At 43.3% G+C, this 16350-nt stretch carries 14 protein-coding genes; 12 read left to right on the forward strand and 2 right to left on the reverse strand.

The window, feature by feature from the left end; all coding sequences use genetic code 11:
• Nucleotides 1-11 precede the first annotated feature (11 nt).
• From thiT to LGO15_RS06180, 5 genes are all read left to right on the forward strand, one after another.
• Entirely contained in the window at nucleotides 12-608 is a 597-nt protein-coding gene (thiT, locus tag LGO15_RS06160; protein WP_167832052.1) for an energy-coupled thiamine transporter ThiT, read from the forward strand.
• A gap of 265 nt (nucleotides 609-873) precedes the next feature.
• Nucleotides 874-1098, forward strand: a complete 225-nt coding sequence (locus LGO15_RS06165; protein ID WP_052442186.1) for a FeoA family protein — start codon at nucleotides 874-876, stop codon at nucleotides 1096-1098.
• Complete coding sequence (gene feoB / locus LGO15_RS06170) at nucleotides 1095-3107, forward strand: ferrous iron transport protein B (RefSeq protein ID WP_413231373.1); 2013 nt, start codon at nucleotides 1095-1097, stop codon at nucleotides 3105-3107. Before LGO15_RS06165 ends, feoB begins: the two co-directional genes overlap by 4 nt.
• Before the next feature lie 21 nt (nucleotides 3108-3128).
• Nucleotides 3129-3290, forward strand: a complete 162-nt coding sequence (locus tag LGO15_RS06175) for a FeoB-associated Cys-rich membrane protein (RefSeq protein ID WP_226087100.1) — start codon at nucleotides 3129-3131, stop codon at nucleotides 3288-3290.
• Nucleotides 3291-3445: 155 nt separating this feature from the next.
• The gene (locus LGO15_RS06180; RefSeq protein ID WP_167832054.1) at nucleotides 3446-3910 is read left to right on the forward strand and encodes a helix-turn-helix transcriptional regulator; all 465 of its coding nucleotides are present in this window, start codon (nucleotides 3446-3448) and stop codon (nucleotides 3908-3910) included.
• Nucleotides 3911-3955: 45 nt separating this feature from the next.
• Here the strand turns inward: LGO15_RS06180 and LGO15_RS06185 are convergent, their stop codons facing one another.
• Nucleotides 3956-4474 (reverse strand): universal stress protein, encoded by a 519-nt coding sequence (locus LGO15_RS06185; protein WP_226087102.1) that lies wholly within the window; start codon nucleotides 4472-4474, stop codon nucleotides 3956-3958.
• Between the two features lie 1183 nt (nucleotides 4475-5657).
• Here LGO15_RS06185 and LGO15_RS06190 point away from each other — a divergent pair.
• Nucleotides 5658-8063, forward strand: a complete 2406-nt coding sequence (locus LGO15_RS06190; RefSeq protein WP_318999841.1) for a transglycosylase domain-containing protein — start codon at nucleotides 5658-5660, stop codon at nucleotides 8061-8063.
• A gap of 234 nt (nucleotides 8064-8297) precedes the next feature.
• Here LGO15_RS06190 and LGO15_RS06195 read toward each other — a convergent pair whose 3' ends face one another.
• Nucleotides 8298-8621 (reverse strand): HPr family phosphocarrier protein, encoded by a 324-nt coding sequence (locus LGO15_RS06195; RefSeq protein ID WP_167832056.1) that lies wholly within the window; start codon nucleotides 8619-8621, stop codon nucleotides 8298-8300.
• 253 nt (nucleotides 8622-8874) lie between these two features.
• Between LGO15_RS06195 and LGO15_RS06200 the strand changes: the two genes are divergently transcribed.
• From LGO15_RS06200 to LGO15_RS06225, 6 genes are all read left to right on the forward strand, one after another.
• Nucleotides 8875-10155 (forward strand): MFS transporter, encoded by a 1281-nt coding sequence (locus tag LGO15_RS06200; RefSeq protein ID WP_167832057.1) that lies wholly within the window; start codon nucleotides 8875-8877, stop codon nucleotides 10153-10155.
• A gap of 154 nt (nucleotides 10156-10309) precedes the next feature.
• Complete coding sequence (gene sigY / locus LGO15_RS06205; RefSeq protein ID WP_167832058.1) at nucleotides 10310-10861, forward strand: RNA polymerase sigma factor SigY; 552 nt, start codon at nucleotides 10310-10312, stop codon at nucleotides 10859-10861.
• Nucleotides 10827-11174 (forward strand): YxlC family protein, encoded by a 348-nt coding sequence (locus LGO15_RS06210; protein ID WP_167832059.1) that lies wholly within the window; start codon nucleotides 10827-10829, stop codon nucleotides 11172-11174. Before sigY ends, LGO15_RS06210 begins: the two co-directional genes overlap by 35 nt.
• Nucleotides 11171-11362, forward strand: a complete 192-nt coding sequence (locus LGO15_RS06215; RefSeq protein WP_167832060.1) for a sigma-Y antisigma factor component — start codon at nucleotides 11171-11173, stop codon at nucleotides 11360-11362. The genes LGO15_RS06210 and LGO15_RS06215 overlap by 4 nt, the downstream gene beginning before the upstream one ends.
• Before the next feature lie 592 nt (nucleotides 11363-11954).
• Nucleotides 11955-13712, forward strand: a complete 1758-nt coding sequence (locus LGO15_RS06220) for an ABC transporter ATP-binding protein (protein WP_226087103.1) — start codon at nucleotides 11955-11957, stop codon at nucleotides 13710-13712.
• Complete coding sequence (locus LGO15_RS06225; protein WP_226087104.1) at nucleotides 13709-15712, forward strand: ABC transporter ATP-binding protein; 2004 nt, start codon at nucleotides 13709-13711, stop codon at nucleotides 15710-15712. The genes LGO15_RS06220 and LGO15_RS06225 overlap by 4 nt, the downstream gene beginning before the upstream one ends.
• The last annotated feature ends 638 nt before the right edge of the window (nucleotides 15713-16350 follow it).

Below are 16350 nucleotides of genomic sequence, written 5' to 3' on the forward strand. Positions count from 1 at the left end.
AGGAACAAAATATGAAACAAAAACAAACTCTCTTTTTAGTGGAAATTGCCGTATTTTCCGCACTGGCTTATTTGCTGGATTTATTTTCCGGGTTCTTATTTTCAAGAATCTGGCCACAGGGCGGTTCTGTATCGATTGCGATGGTGCCTGTATTCCTGATGGCGTTCCGTTGGGGAATAAAGGGCGGGGCAATAACCGGGCTGTTGTTAGGCCTATTGCAATTCATTCTTGGCTTCTCACAAATTTACCACCCTGTACAGGGATTCATTGATTATTTGGTGGCTTTCACCGTACTTGGGATTGCCGGGATTTTCGCCAGACAGATTAAGGATAGCATCCAAAATGCCGATAAGAAGAAATGGATTGGCTTTATCATTGCTGGTACCTTCATTGGAAGCCTGCTCCGCTTTATTGCTCATTTCTTTTCCGGCTGGATCTTCTTTGGAGTTTGGGCGCCAGAAGGACAGCCAGCGTGGTTATATTCAATTATCTATAATGGCACATATATGATTCCTAGTATGATACTAAGTGCCATCATCATTATACTTGTCATCGGATATGCACCATCGAGGATGGTTAAGTCTGCACCTGTAAGCAATAAAATGTAAGAGAAAAGGGGAGCTGAACAGCTCTTCTTTTTTTATGTGTATACATACATGCATGGGTATTTGAGAAGTGGGAAATCATTCACAATAAAAATATTGTCAATTGTATGGAGTTTGCCTGAAATATAGAGTAAACCCTACTATATAGTGACGAATGTCACAGTGGAAGTTGCTTTGAATTGGTTAAATAAAGATAATCATTCTCATTTAGAAAATATGAAAGCTAAAGAGAGTATAAAAACTAACAAACTAAAAAAAGGTGATGGCTATGCTGGGAAAATTAAAGACTGGTGAAAAAGGCCGGATCATGAATATAGCTAGTGCTGATAAATTTGTCAGAAGAAGGTTGCTTGATTTGGGAATAGCGGAAGGATCTGAAGTGTGCGTGAAATGCATCCTGCCTTTTGGAGGACCTGTCATGGTTGAATCCTGCGGGCAGTGCATCGGCATTCGCCGAAAGGAAGCGCTAAGGATTGAAGTGGAGCGAGTATGATGAACATTGCGCTTATTGGAAACCCAAACACAGGAAAAACTTCATTGTTTAATAACTTAACAGGTTCCTATGAATATGTAGGAAACTGGAGCGGGGTAACGGTCGAAAAGAAAGTCGGTCTCCTTAAAAATGGCAAGGATCAGCTTATTGACCTTCCTGGAGTATATACACTCAATCCACTTTCAAAAGATGAAGGTGTCGTAACGAACTTTTTCTTGAATGAGCCATTTGAAAAACTTCTGAATATCCTGGACGCTTCGCAGTTAAGGCGAAATCTTCATCTTACTATGCAGCTATTGGAATACGGTGCACCAGTCATAATTGGCTTGAATATGCTGGATGTTGCAAAAAGCAGGGGTATTCAAATTGATCCTCATAAACTGTCTGAATCATTGGGTGTAGCAGTAGCTCCTGTGGTTGCAAGGACAGGTAAAGGGTGTAATGACCTTGCACAGATAGTGACTGGCGAGGCCGCAGGCAGTGGGAAAGCAAATTTCATCTATTATGGTAAAGCGATTGAAGCGGGTATCCTGGAGCTTGAGAACAAACTGGCCGGAAAAACACAACACCCGGTTCGCTGGCTTGCACTTCAGTTGTTTGAAGGAAATCCATATGTGAAAAGCTATCTGGCAACAATTTTGCCACAGAATGAGATTGACACATTGATTCACCATGTTTCTATAGCCGAACAGCAAAATACGGGCAGCAAACAAGCACTTGACGAGATAATTCACCGGAAGCGCAGTGAAGCAATCGATAAAATAGTATCTGCAGCAACAACCAGAACGGATAATAAAAAGGTTCCATTGACCGAGAAGGTTGACATGATCGTCACGAATAAATTTCTTGGCATCCCGATTTTCCTTATTTTGATGTACGTGATGTTCATGCTTACCTTTGACTGGCTTGGCTTCCCGCTGTCTGACGCATTGGATTCACTTCTGTCCGGACCAGTAACAACTGGGATTACAGCAGCACTGTCTGCAGCCGGTGCTTCATCATTCATCAAAGACCTGGTTCTTGATGGGATCGTAGCTGGGGTAGGGGGAGTCCTCGTCTTCGTACCGCAAATCTTCATATTGTTCTTTTTCATCTCCTTGCTGGAAGATTCAGGTTACATGGCCCGTGTCGCGCTGGTCATGGACCGCTTAATGGAATCGGTTGGCTTGAACGGTAAGGCCTTCATTCCGATGATGATCGGATTTGGCTGTAATGTACCTGGAATCATGGCAGCAAGGACCATCGAAACGCCAAAGGAAAGGCTGATGACCATTCTGTTGACACCGCTTATGTCCTGTTCTGCAAGGCTCCCAGTTTACGCTTTGTTTGTCGGGGCGTTCTTCCTGGAACATAAAGCAGCTGTGGTTTTAAGTTTGTATGTATTGGGAGTAGTGATCGCGCTTATTCTGGCAAAGGTATTCTCGGAGACACTTTTGAAAGGTGAAACGTCTGTATTCGTCATCGAACTCCCTCCTTACAGGCTTCCGCAGGCGAGAGCACTTTGGAGAAGCACATGGGATAAGGGAAAGGGATTCGTGAAGAAGGCAGGAACCTTCATTTTTGCCGGATCTGTCCTAATCTGGATGCTTGCTTACGCAGGTCCGGAAGGCGTGAATGTCAGCATGGATGACAGCTATCTAGCGCTGCTTGGAGGCATTTTCGCACCGATGTTCGCTCCTATTGGCTTTGGGACATGGCAGGCGAGTGCATCCTTATTCACCGGGTTTCTTGCAAAAGAATCAATCATTTCAACGATGAACATCATTTACTTCGTCCCTGATGAGGCAAGTCTGCAAGGTTTGCTTGCTGCTCATTACACACCCTTAGCCGCATACAGCTTCATGGTCTTTATCCTGCTGTACATTCCTTGTTTGGCAACTACTGCAACGATTTACAAGGAAACCGGTTCGAAACGCTGGACCGCTTTTTCAATCTTTTATGCCCTGGTTATCGCCTATCTGTTGTCTCTGACCATTTATCAAGGCGGCATGCTCTTTGGATTAAGCTAAGCAGGGAAGGAGGAAGGATTCATGATCGCAAACATCTTAATAGGCGGAGCCATATTCGGATATGCCGGCTGGGCCTTCTACCGATTCATCAAGAAAGCCAAGGAAGGGAAATGCGCTGCCTGCTCCATCAAAAGCTCCTGCTCAAGCAACTGCAGCGTCAGTGAGGAAAGACAGGCCAAATAAATTAAAAGGAGTGCAGATTCGTTACTGCATTCCTTTTTGCTTCTTAAAATAAAGTAGCTGCTTTTATATTTACATAGCCGAAAATAAAAAATATTTTTAATTCAAACTTATTTGGTGTAAAATTACACTAAAAGCAATTCAAAGGAATGATGCGGATGACAAGGGATGAAATCATAAGCAGGGTATCCGAAAAAGTGAGGGTACTTCGGGCCGAAGTTGGATATACACAAGATAAAATGGCTGATATCATTGGAATTTCCAAAAAGACGTTAGTCCAGATTGAAAAAGGCAGGGCTCAGGCTGGCTGGTCGACAGTCGTGGCCATAGCTGCCCTTTTCAGGGAAACAGAGACCATCCAGTTTTTGTTCGGAAATGAACCACTCGAAGTCCTTGAAACGATTGCCCATGAAGGCACAGATTATCGAAAAGAGAAAACATTGGGCGGCAAAGTCTGGTGGCGAGAAGTAACAAGGATTGGCGGATTCGTCATGCAGCAAAACATCCTCAGCCAGCATTACAGGATTCTGGATCACGATGATTTCCGGATTTTCAGCAGCTTCGAAGAAAAGGAAACATTGGAGCGGTTAGAAGAAATCGCAGCTGAAGCGTTGAACGAGTAATTCAAGAGGATAGAATGGAAAAAGCAGCCGGCGGGCTGCTTTTTTTTATTTCGCGATAAGCACATGGCAATGAGCGTTATTGGCAATTTTTTGACTTGCTCCGCCAAGAAGCTTACGCTTGATTCCTTCATTGCCGGACTGCCCAATGATAATCAAATCAGCATTTACACTATTGGCGTAATCCACAATACTCTCGGAAGGACTTCCTTCCAGGATGGAGTATTCAGTGTCGATATTGAGTGCATCCAGTTCCGCCTTTGCGTTATTGAAGGCTTTTTCAGAGCTGTGGGTAATGATAGAATGCTCTGTTTTTTCAAGTGCACCCTGCTCCATAGCCAGCGGTGGAACCTGGATTCCATCAGCAGGAAAATTGTTGATTGGCAGATGCTCAATAGGACGCTCATTCGTTTCCACCACTTCGCTTTTCACCTTTTCTTCAAAAACATGTCCAACATACAATTTGACGCCCTCTTTATTAGCCGTAAATTCCTTTGCCAATTGCAAGGCCTTCTTGCCTCCATCAGAATCATCGTAAGCAAGTACAATGTTTTTTATTCCAGCCATATAGATCAACCTCCAATATTAATACTTCTTATAGTTTAATACCCACTTTTAAAAAAGAACTAACTCATCCTAAAAATTTCCGAATCGATTTGGTACTCCTCATAAATGGGTGGATATTAGAGGTAGAGAGCTTGGTATTCGGTCAATATGCCTTTTATAAGTATGAGATTTTGTCTAAAGTGCCACCATGTTCGGACAAAATTACGTCCCAAGCAAGAGATTTTGTCTGAAGTGCCACCATGTTCGGACAAAATCATGTCATAAGCATAAGGTTTTGTCTGAAGTGCCACCGTGTTCGGACAAAATCATGTCATAAGCATAAGGTTTTGTCTGAAGTGCCACCGTGTTCGGACAAAATCAAGTCACAAGCATAAGGTTTTGTCTGAAGTGTCACCGTATTCGGACAAAATTACGTCCCAAGCAAGAGATTTTGACTGAAGTCCCACCATGTTCGGACAAAATCACGTCCCAAGCATAAGGTTTTGTCTGAAGTGTCACCGTATTCGGACAAAATTACGTCCCAAGCAAGAGATTTTGTCTGAAGTCCCACCCTGTTCGGACAAAATCACGTCCCAAGCATAAGATTTTGTCTGAAGTCCCACCGTGTTCGGACAAAATCATGTCCCAAACGTGAAATTTTGTCTGAAGTGCCACCATGTTCGGACAAAATCATGTCCCAAGCAAGAGATTTTGTCTGAAGTGCCACCGTGTTCGGACAAAATTACGTCCCAAGCAAGAAATTTTGTCTGAAGTGCCACCGTGTTCGGACAAAATCACGTCCCAAGCAAGAGATTTTGTCTGAAGTGCCACCATGTTCGGACAAAATCACGTCCCAAGCAAGAGAAGTTGTCTAAAGTGCCATCGTGTTCGGACAAAACAACGTATTAATCAAGGGTTTTTATCCGATGAGAATCTTTGTGAGATGAGATTGTTACCTCAACCTCGCCTCTGCACTAGGATTTTAATCAGGAGTCCCCAAAACCAGAAAACGAGAGTATATTCATTGGCCCTCTTGCTTGCTTATATGTCTTTTTTCCTCATAATTAGGCAATTTGTGTTAATGACTTTTAAAAATGGGTAAAAGAAAGTGTCATATTTATAAACTATTTTTAAAAGGTTGGGGTGCTCAGTGAGCAAAAATTCAATATTTACAAGTTTTCTAAGAGGCTGGAAAAGACTGCATATGAATCAGGTGCTGGTATTGTCAGTTTCGACAGCGGTACTGGCATTCTTGAGTTTTTTTCACGTATATTCTGAGGGGGCTGACATTAGCGCATTGAATGATGATATGGCACAGTCAACAGTCATCTATGATGCGAATGGTGAAGTCGCCAGCAAGATTTCGGCACTGAAAAATGAGGGAATCAAAATAGAGGATGTGCCGGATCATGTCAAAAATGCCGTCATCGCGATAGAAGACCACCGTTTTTATGAACACGATGGGGTAGACCTGGTGGGAATATCACGGGCATTCGTCCAGAATGTTAAAGCAGGCAGCATTGTCGAAGGTGGAAGTACAATTACGCAGCAATTGACAAAAAATGCTTTGTTATCGAGCGAAAAGACTTATAAGAGGAAGCTCGAAGAATTTTTTATGGCGAGAGAGATTGAAAAGCAATATTCCAAAGATGATATCATGCAAATGTACTTGAACCGAATTTATTTTGGTAATGGTTCGTGGGGAATTAAAAGGGCTGCTATGGGTTACTTTGGAAAGGACGTTAAAGATCTTTCCATCAGCGAAGCAGCCATGCTTGCTGGCTTGATCAAGGCGCCGTCTGCACTTGATCCCAATAGGAATTATGAAGAAGCGATTGAAAGAAGGAATCTTGTCCTTCAAATGATGAAAACACATGGCTTCATTAAGGAAGAAGAATATAAACAGGCAGTAGCCGAAAAGATTGTCCTGAATGAAGATGGAGCAGATCCATTGCGCGGGAAGTATCCATATTATGTAGATCACGTCATTGATGAAGCAATTAAGAAATACGGTCTGACACAGGAAGAAGTTTTGACAGGCGGATTGCAAATCTATACTGAACTGGATGTAACTATGCAATCAGCTGTGGAAACGACTTATGCTAAGGATGATTTGTTCCCAAAAGGTACGGAAAAACAAATCGTCCAAAGTGGCGCTGTACTGGTCGATCCTAAAACCGGTGGCATTCGTGCCCTTGTAGGAGGCCGCGGTGAGCATGTATTCAGGGGATATAATCGTGCAACACAGCTAAAAGCGCAGCCAGGCTCAACCATGAAGCCACTTGCCGCATATGCACCAGCACTTGAAGAAGGCTGGGGCGTTACGGACATGCTTAAAGACGAAGAGATGGAATTCAAAGATTACAAGCCTCAAAACTACAATGACAAATATAAAGGCGAAGTTCCTATGTATGAAGCATTGAGAGATTCATTGAATGTGCCTGCTGTATGGATGTTGGATGAAATAGGGATAGTCAAAGGCATGGAATCCGTAAAGAACTTTGGCATTAATCTTGATCCAAAGAACGATCGCAATCTTGGCCTTGCGCTTGGAGGCTTATCGACGGGGGTCTCACCGGTTACTATGGCTGAAGCATATTCTGCATTTGCCAACAAGGGCGAGCGTCATGAAACTCATGCTATAACTAAAATTATTGATAAAGAAGGCAATGTAATTGTTGAATATAAAGGGAAGAAGAGCAAGGCAGTTTCAAAAGAGACCGCTGAAAAAATGACGACAATGCTTCTTGGTGTCGTCCAGGATGGCACAGGAAAAGGTGCGCAAATTCCTGGAAGAGAATTAGCGGGCAAGACCGGATCAACACAGGTTCCGATTGAAGGTGTCAAAGGAACGAAGGATCAGTGGTTTGTAGGGTATACCCCACAGCTTGTTGGCGCTGTATGGGTTGGTTATGACAAAACAGATAAAGAACACTTCTTAACTACTACAAGCAGTGAAGGAGCCGCCCTGGTTTTCAAAGACTTTATGTCGGAAGCATTGAAAAATACAAAAGCAGAATCCTTCAATGTTACTCCACTGTCAAAGTATATTGAGGAACACAAGAGGAAGCAGCGTGCCAAGTCTGTAAAAGAGTTGGAAGCAAGAATCAAAAAGGAATCTGAAAAGCTTAAAAAGCAATGGGAAGAAGCAAAAAAGAAGCTAAAAGACAAAAAAGAAAAACCGAAAGAAGAAGCAAAAAAGAAAAAAGAAACAAATACTGAATCTGCCGGAGCGTCCACGAATTCTGAGAAAAGCAATGATACCGAAGAAAAGAATGGTACTGGAGATACCAAAGATTCTGGTGGAAATGGCGGAAGCGAAGGAGATACCAGTGGTGAAGGAGATACTGGCGGTGAAGGGGATACCGGCGGTGAAGGAGATACCGGCGGTGAAGGAGACACCGGCGGTGAAGGGGATACCGGCGGTGAAGGAGATACCGGCGGTGAAGGAGATACTGGCGGTGAAGGAGACACCGGTGGCGAAGGAGATACCGGCGGTGAAGGAGATACCGGTGGTGAAGGAGACACCGGAGGTAATGGAGACACCGGGGGATCAGGAGACGACGGATCGTCTGATGATAAAGAAAAAGAAGATGATAGTAATAACTAATGCGAACAAAGCACAGGAGAACGATCTCCTGTGCTATTTTTATTGTTAATATCCCTCAATCAGCAAAACTAGGAATAGAGCTTTAAAAAAAGACCTGCATGGAGGCAGGTCTTTACTAAAATCATATTATAATAAGCTTAAAAGGAAACCGATCACGACGACAGCGCCGATGATCATTAGAATGGTTCTTACCACGAAACTTCACCTCAGTCATTAGTTGGTCTGTTATTGGGATTATATTTGGAATGATTCGGAAGACTCGATCAGTCGTTTGCGTTTCACGCGTAGTACAGATGCCTCATTTGTCAGCAGCTTAGTAAGCTGATTCAATTTCGGTTCTACATCTGTGCCTTCCATAATAATTTTTAAAGTTGTATTTGGTTCTACAGTAAGCAGGAACGATACAAGTTTGGATAACGACGTCGCTTCAACTGCCTTTTGGCGGCTGTAAAGGTAAGTGGTACCGTCCAATTTCTTGGCAGCCTGATAGATTTCAAGCATTTTTTTCATTGTGAATCTTTTCTGGACCATAACATTAGATGACATAATTTCTTTCATGTATATATAACTCCTTTAGTGAATCATTTTTATTAGGTTAATAGAGTAATACCCGGTTAAATTGATTTGAAAACCTTTAGAAGTGAATTTGGGCTAAGTTGGCATGCGATTAGGCGTTAGCAGACAGACGCTGTCTCAGGCGCAGGGACACTCGGTCTCTGGATGTAGAAAGAAACGGTCAGGAGAAAGTGTATTGTTCCCATGAGATTAAGCTAATATGAAGCTAACAAAAGAGATGCGAGGAGAAATCATTATGAAAAAATTTGTGGAGATTTTCAGGAACAAGAGTTTCACGAAGTTATTTTTGGCTAACTTCACATCCCAGATGGGCAGTACGATCGGCCTGACAGCTTTCATGTTTTTCTTGCTGGACCGTTTCAGCTCCCAGCCTGCTTATGCGACTATTACCGAACTGATGTATTCGCTGCCAATGCTAGCGGTGTTTTTCCTGATCGGAGTGCTCGCTGACAGGATGGATCGGCAAAAAATAGCGGTTTACTGCGATTGGATAAGTGCCGCATTATCTCTTGGATTGATTGCTGCAATTTATGTTGGCTGGATGCCACTTGTCTTTGCTGTCTTGTTCTTGCGGAGTGCAGTTCAAAAATTCTTTTTCCCGGCCGAACATGGTATGGTACAGGGGATCTTGAAGAAAGACGACTACACAACAGCAGCCGGTTTGAATCAGCTCGTGATGAGCCTATTCATGCTGTTCGGCAATGGCCTGGGAGTTCTCGCATACTGGTCAATAGGCATTTACGGAGCTATTTTAGTGGATACTTTGTCATTCATTATTAGTGCATTACTCATCCAAAGGACGGTTGTTCCGCATGAGGCCCGACTTCCTAATGGCACTCATTCTCTGAAGGATTTGAACCTTAAAATGGTCTTCAGGGATTTTAAACACGGCTTTATATATGTAATGAGCAGCAAATTGCTTTTTACTTTGATCATTGGATTTTTCATTTTTGGGATCGTCAATGGCGGCTTCTCGGTAATGCCGATTTTTATTCTCAAATATAAGCTTGCTCCTGAAACGTATGAGCAGTACTCGATTGTGGTCGGTTTCGTGTTCGGAATCGGCGTCCTGATTGGCAGCTTCATTGCATCCTTGCTTTCTCAAAAAATCAAGCTCTATCACCTGATTTCTATAGGTCTGCTGATTGCAGGCAGCTTCACGGCTCTTGCGTCACTGCCCAACAACATTTATCTGTTCTTAGGTCTCTTGTTTATCTCTGCTCTGGCATTGCCGCTTATAAATATCGGGATCGGAGGCTGGCTTCCAAGCATCATCGATCCGAAAATGATGGGCAGGGTCCAGGGGCTAATCAGTCCGCTTAACATGCTGTCCCATTCGCTGACGCTTGCTTTCATCGCTTACAGTTTTCCTTCACTGCTTACAATTGAAATGCTGTATTGGATTGTCGGTGGCTGTCTTGCGATCGTAGGAGTATTTTACATGATGGTTCTGCCAAAGCTCGCCGAGGAGAGTGAGCCTGCTGTTAAAGAGACAGCTGTCGAGCAGGGGGTATAGAAAAGTTCTTTCGGGGGCTTTTTTGGCTTTTAATTTCTAGGCAATAAAATTTTTATAAAAATCTTTGAACGATTCTTTACTTTGTACGTCTTAATAATAAATAATCAATTAATAGATTATTTTTGGGGTGGCGGGGAAAGAGAGGCATGCTTTGATGGATGAGAAAGAGTTAATCAATAGCGCTAAAAAAGGCGACCACCGATCGTTTGCTGTGCTGTTCAGGAATCATTATCCCCTGCTGGTAAAATACCTGATGAAAATAACGATGAATCCTGATATCGCTGAGGAAATTGCACAAGCAACGATGGCTAAATGCGTAGAGAAAATTCATTTATTCAATGGGAAATCGAAATTCTCGTCATGGCTGATCAGCATAGCAACGAATTTGTTTATTGATCAGCAGCGGAAAAAGAAGCGTGAGCGGGAATGGAACGAGGGTGAAGCAGCATCGCGCAAGCTGCAGTGGCATATGGAATCGAATAATGAAGAATGGACAGATGCACTGGCTGCACTATCCAGGCTGACAGATGAAATGCGTATCCCTCTAATCCTTAAGCATTATTATGGGTATTCGTACGATGAGATTGGCGAAATCCTGAATATCGCCGCAGGTACTGTAAAGTCTAGAGTCCACCATGGGCTTTTAGCTGTTAGAAGGGAGCTGAAAGTAGATGAAAAACCAAAAGGGCACCTCGTCAAGCGTTGAAAATAATGATACGGAATTTTTTGATACCATCAGCGCCATCAATAATGGATTGGACAAACTGGACTCCATGGACACTTATATTCCGGATGATAAATGGTTCGAGCAAATGGTCCTGAATCAACAGGAAATCCAGAAGAAGAAATATCGCCGCGAATTGGCGTTGTTCATATTGAGCGCCATGCTGATTTTAAGCGGAGTGATCTTCACCCTGCTGGAATTGCCGACATTGTTCTACATGCTCCAGGCAGTGACGCTCGTGATTACAGTGGTCTATAGTTATAAAGGAGTGCAAAAGCAGGTGGATAGCAGATGAACGAGGAATTATCACCTGTCTTGCTCGCCTTAGTTGTATTGATTTTATTGGCGCAGAGCATCTTTCTTTTTACAAATGCCCGGAAACATGGGCATAACTATTGGCTTTGGGGAATTCTTGGATTAATACAGGCACCGATGCCGCTGCTTTTTTATTTGCTGTTTGCGCGAAAAATTTGGCGCAGATAGACATAAAAGAATGAAAATGATGAAAAATAGTGAAAAGTTAGAATTGACATTGTCACTGGTAAGGTGATAACCTTACAAAGGAATGGAAAAAATAACTAAAAGGAGGGTTACCGATATGAACATTGTAGCAATTGTAAAATACGCTCAACTTAATAAACGTAACCCATCCTTCTGCTATAATTGATTTTATAATCAAGTTGCTTTGGGACTGCAAAGGCATGGGTTGCGCATCTGCGTGACGTATGCCTTTTTCTGTCTTTATCGATTGATTCAGGACATATCGCATGCCGCGGTATGTCCTTTTTCATGTAAAGAAGATTTCCATTCCAAAAAATAACGAGGAGGAACGAAAATGAGCAAATTAAATGTGAAGAAACTAGTTAAAAAGGAATATCTGGAAAGTGGGTAGTCAGATTTTTTAAATAGATAGATGTTGAATATTATTCCCGGAAATGTCCAGCTTCAGCGCCTAGCCCCTCGAGTCGCTTCGGTCCGCCCAGCGAAGTCAAAAACCGACTTCACCGGTCGGCCCTCCTGCGCTTGTCGGGGCTGACCAAGGCGCTTGCGCTTTTCGGGTAAGGAGTGATTGTTGATGTTATCGGTTTTATCAAAGTTAAGCTGGTTTTTTAAAGAAAACTGGAAGAGATATAGTGTCGCGATTTCCTTGCTGATCTTTGTCGGCATACTTGATGTGCTGCCGCCTAGAATCGTAGGGATGGCGATTGATGCAATCCAGCTTGGTTCCATGAGCCAGGCATTAATCTTTAAGTATATAGGCGGCCTCATGCTGATTACGGTTGTCTCTTATTTCATCACTTATATTTGGATGTATCAGTTATTTGGCGGGGCGTTCCTGATTGAACGGAAGCTCAGGACTCGGTTTATGAAGCATTTGCTGAAAATGACACCAACGTTCTTCGAAAAGAACCGGACAGGTGACTTGATGGCAAGGGCTACGAATGATCTGAAGGCAATATCCATCACCGCAGGTTTTGGAGTCTTGACCCTAGTTGATTCAAGCATATTCATGCTGACAATCCTGTTCACGATGGGTTTTTTCATCAGCTGGGAGCTGACACTGGTTTCCATCATCCCGCTGCCGATCATGGCATATCTAATTAATATTTACGGCAAAAGGATCCACTCCAAATTCACTTCTGCCCAGGATGCGTTCGGTGAGCTGAATGACCGGGTGCTTGAATCGGTTTCAGGAGTAAGAGTCATCAGGGCTTATGTCCAGGAAAAGGCGGATGAAGCAAGATTCCATGAATTGACTGAAGATGTTTACCGAAAAAATGTCGAGGTCGCAAAAATTGATTCTTTGTTTGAACCAACGATCAAAATCCTGGTTGGTTTGAGTTATCTGATTGGCTTAGGATATGGAGCCTTTCTTGTTTTCCAGCAAAAGCTGACGCTGGGAGAGCTTGTCAGCTTTAATGTGTATCTTGGAATGCTTATTTGGCCGATGTTCGCGATTGGGGAATTAATCAATGTCATGCAGCGGGGCAATGCGTCTCTTGACCGCCTGAATGAAACATTATCTTACAAGGAGGATGTTGCCGATCCAGCCAAACCGGTGGAAGGTAATGACCCGGAATATCTACAGATGTCTGAGTTCACGTTCAAATATCCTTCCTCAAATGTGAATAATCTCCACCAGATTAAGTTGCATTTAAACCGTGGTGAAACGCTGGGAATAGTGGGCAAGACGGGAAGCGGCAAGACAACGTTGATTAAACAGCTGCTGAGGGAATATCCAGAAGGTGAAGGCAACCTGCTTGTATCAGGAGTGCCAATCCAGGAGCACAGCCTGAGACAAACGAGGGGCTGGATGGGTTATGTTCCGCAAGAAAACATCCTGTTCTCTCGTTCGGTCAAGGAAAATATCATGTTCGGGAATCCAATGGCTTCCGAAGAAGATTTACAAGAGATCATTGACCTGGCTGCTTTCCGCAAGGATTTAGAGATGCTGCCTGAGGGGCTTGAGACACTTGTCGGTGAAAAAGGGGTCGCACTCTCCGGCGGCCAGAAGCAGCGTATTTCGATTGCAAGGGCTTTAATCAAGGACCCGGAAATCCTGATCCTAGATGATTCGCTTTCAGCAGTCGACGCAAAAACGGAAAAGAAAATCATAGATAATATCCGCAGGGAGCGGAATGCAAAAACAACCATCATTACCACTCACAGAATGTCTGCAGTAGAGCATGCTGACCACATCGTTGTGCTGGAGGATGGAAAAATAATCGAAGAAGGTACGCACAACGAATTGATAGCTGCTCAAGGCTGGTATTATGAACAATATATCAAGCAGCAGGCAGCAGCAGTCGAAGAGGAGGTGCACTCCATATGAGTACAGGAAAAAGACTGTTTAATTACGCGTTAAATTATAAGAAGATCATCCTGATTGCTCTTGCGATGCTGACGGTCGCTGTTGTCGCTGACCTTGCAGGGCCGTTCATCGCAAAGCGGATGATTGATAATCACATTTTAGGGATCGAATCGGTTTGGCATAAAACCGAAGCAGGTGAAGATGCCGTTGAATACAATGGCAGTTTTTACACGAAGGATAGCGCTACAGGCAATTCTGATACTGCAAGGATTTTTCAGGTAGGAAGGTATTTTGTCTTTGTGGATGGTGAAGTCGAATTCGATGGAAGCAGGAGCTACGAGGATGGTGTGCTAACCATCAGCAAAGGAGCAAAAGCTGCGCAATATGAAGCAGAGATATTGTCAGGCGATGATTTGATGAGTTTTTACAAGCCGGAAATACCGAATATTATTAAGCTGCTATCGTTTTATTTCGGCTTGCTTGTCATTGCATCAATCTTCCAATATGGGCAGAGGTTTTATTTGCAGAAGTCAGCCAACAGGATCATCCAAAAGCTGAGGGAGGATGTCTTCAGACAAATCCAGCGGCTGCCGATCCAGTATTTTGACAATCTGCCAGCAGGGAAGGTCGTTGCCAGGATTACGAATGATACGGAGGCAATCCGTGAATTGTATGTCACCGTCCTGTCAACGTTCTTTACAAGCTTCATCTATATTACAGGCATCTATATTGCCTTGTTCATCCTTAATGCGAAGCTTGCAGCCATTTGTCTGCTGCTATTGCCGATCCTGTTTGTATGGGCAAAGCTATATCGTAAATACGCATCAAAATATAATCATGTGATTCGCTCGCGGGTGAGTGACATTAACGGGATGATCAATGAGTCCATTCAGGGCATGAGCATCATCCAGGCTTTTAGCCGTGAAAAAGAAACGCAGCAGGAATTCGAAACGTTGAACAAGGAGCATTTTACTTATCAAAATAAATTGTTAAGTTTGAACTCCTCCACCTCACATAATCTTGTGGGAGTATTAAGGAATATCGTCTTCGTGGCGTTCATCTGGTATTTTGGCGGCGAGGCGCTGCAGCCGTCATCCGCGATTTCACTCGGTATGCTTTATGCGTTCGTTGATTATATCAACCGTTTGTTCAATCCTGTCCAGGGGATCGTCAACCAGCTGGCTAACCTTGAGCAGGCACTGGTCGCCGGAGAGCGGGTGTTCGATCTGATGGATGAGGAAGGAATCAATGTAAGTGACCAAGAGATTCCCCGCTATAAAGGAAATGTTCTTTTTGATCATGTTTCCTTCGGTTATAAAGAAGGCGAATATGTGCTGAAGGATCTTTGCTTTGAGGCAAAGCAGGGTGAAACGGTGGCACTCGTGGGCCATACGGGCTCTGGCAAAAGCTCGATCATGAACCTGTTGTTCAGGTTCTATGACCCGCAGGAAGGGCAGATTAAGATTGACGGGATGGATATTTCAGAAATGCCTAGGCAGACATTGCGTAATCACATGGGCATCGTCCTCCAGGATCCGTTCTTGTTCACTGGCACAATAGCATCAAACGTCAGTCTTGATCACCCAGGCATCACGAGGGAAACCGTTGAAAAAGCGTTGGCAAGCGTCGGAGCAGACAGAGTCCTGAAAAATCTTGAAAAAGGGTACGATGAGCCGGTGATCGAAAAAGGCAGTACGCTATCAAGCGGGCAGAGACAGCTGATTTCTTTTGCCAGAGCATTGGCCTTCAATCCCGCCATCCTGATACTTGATGAAGCGACATCAAGTATTGATACAGAAACCGAAGCGATCATCCAGGAAGCAATGGATGTCCTAAAAGAAGGCAGGACGACGTTCATCATTGCCCATCGATTGTCGACGATCCGCAATGCAGACCAGATACTTGTTCTGGATAGAGGTAGGATTGTCGAAAAAGGAAACCATGAGCAGCTGATGGAACTGAAAGGGAAATACTTTCAAATGTATCAGCTGCAGCTTGGCAATAAAGTTAAGGCAGGTTAAAGGATTCCGCGCCCAATATTGTTTGGGTGCGGATTTTTTATGTTTATTTTTCCAATTCATGGTTGAAGGTGCAATTATCATTAATAATGGTGCAATTATTTCAATTCACGGTGCAATTATCAGCTATGTTGGTGCGATTATTATCTTTCTCGGTGCAATTACACTCTTCATTAGTGCAATTATCGTCATTCTTCCTACTAACATCAATTTCTTATGTGAAATAAATGTCTTTCTTCGTACTAACACAATATTTATTATGTAAAATAAACTTCTTTCTGGTGCAAACATCAAATTTCCAAGTGAATATCGTGATTTTCGCTGCAAATGAATGATGTATTTTGGGCTGGATCAAAGTCTATTCGCAATAAAACGCGAGCAAAGGGGACTATGAGAAACGTCACTTCGTTTTTGGTTTTTGTCACAGAATGTTACGAAACCCCCCCGTTGTCTTTAGGCTTCCTGTGGTAATTTAATAATAAACACATATAAATCAGGAGGTTGTCAAGATGGCGGAGTTCGCAGTAACATTAAGCATCGCAAGCATCATGATCCTGGGCTATTATATAGGCTATGCAATTTATAAGGCATAATCTGGAGCGGAAATAGACATAATGTAAAGCGGAAGCAGCAATCATGGC

It is taken from the genome of Mesobacillus sp. S13 (genome assembly GCF_020422885.1).
Classification (GTDB): domain Bacteria; phylum Bacillota; class Bacilli; order Bacillales; family Cytobacillaceae; genus Mesobacillus; species Mesobacillus selenatarsenatis_A.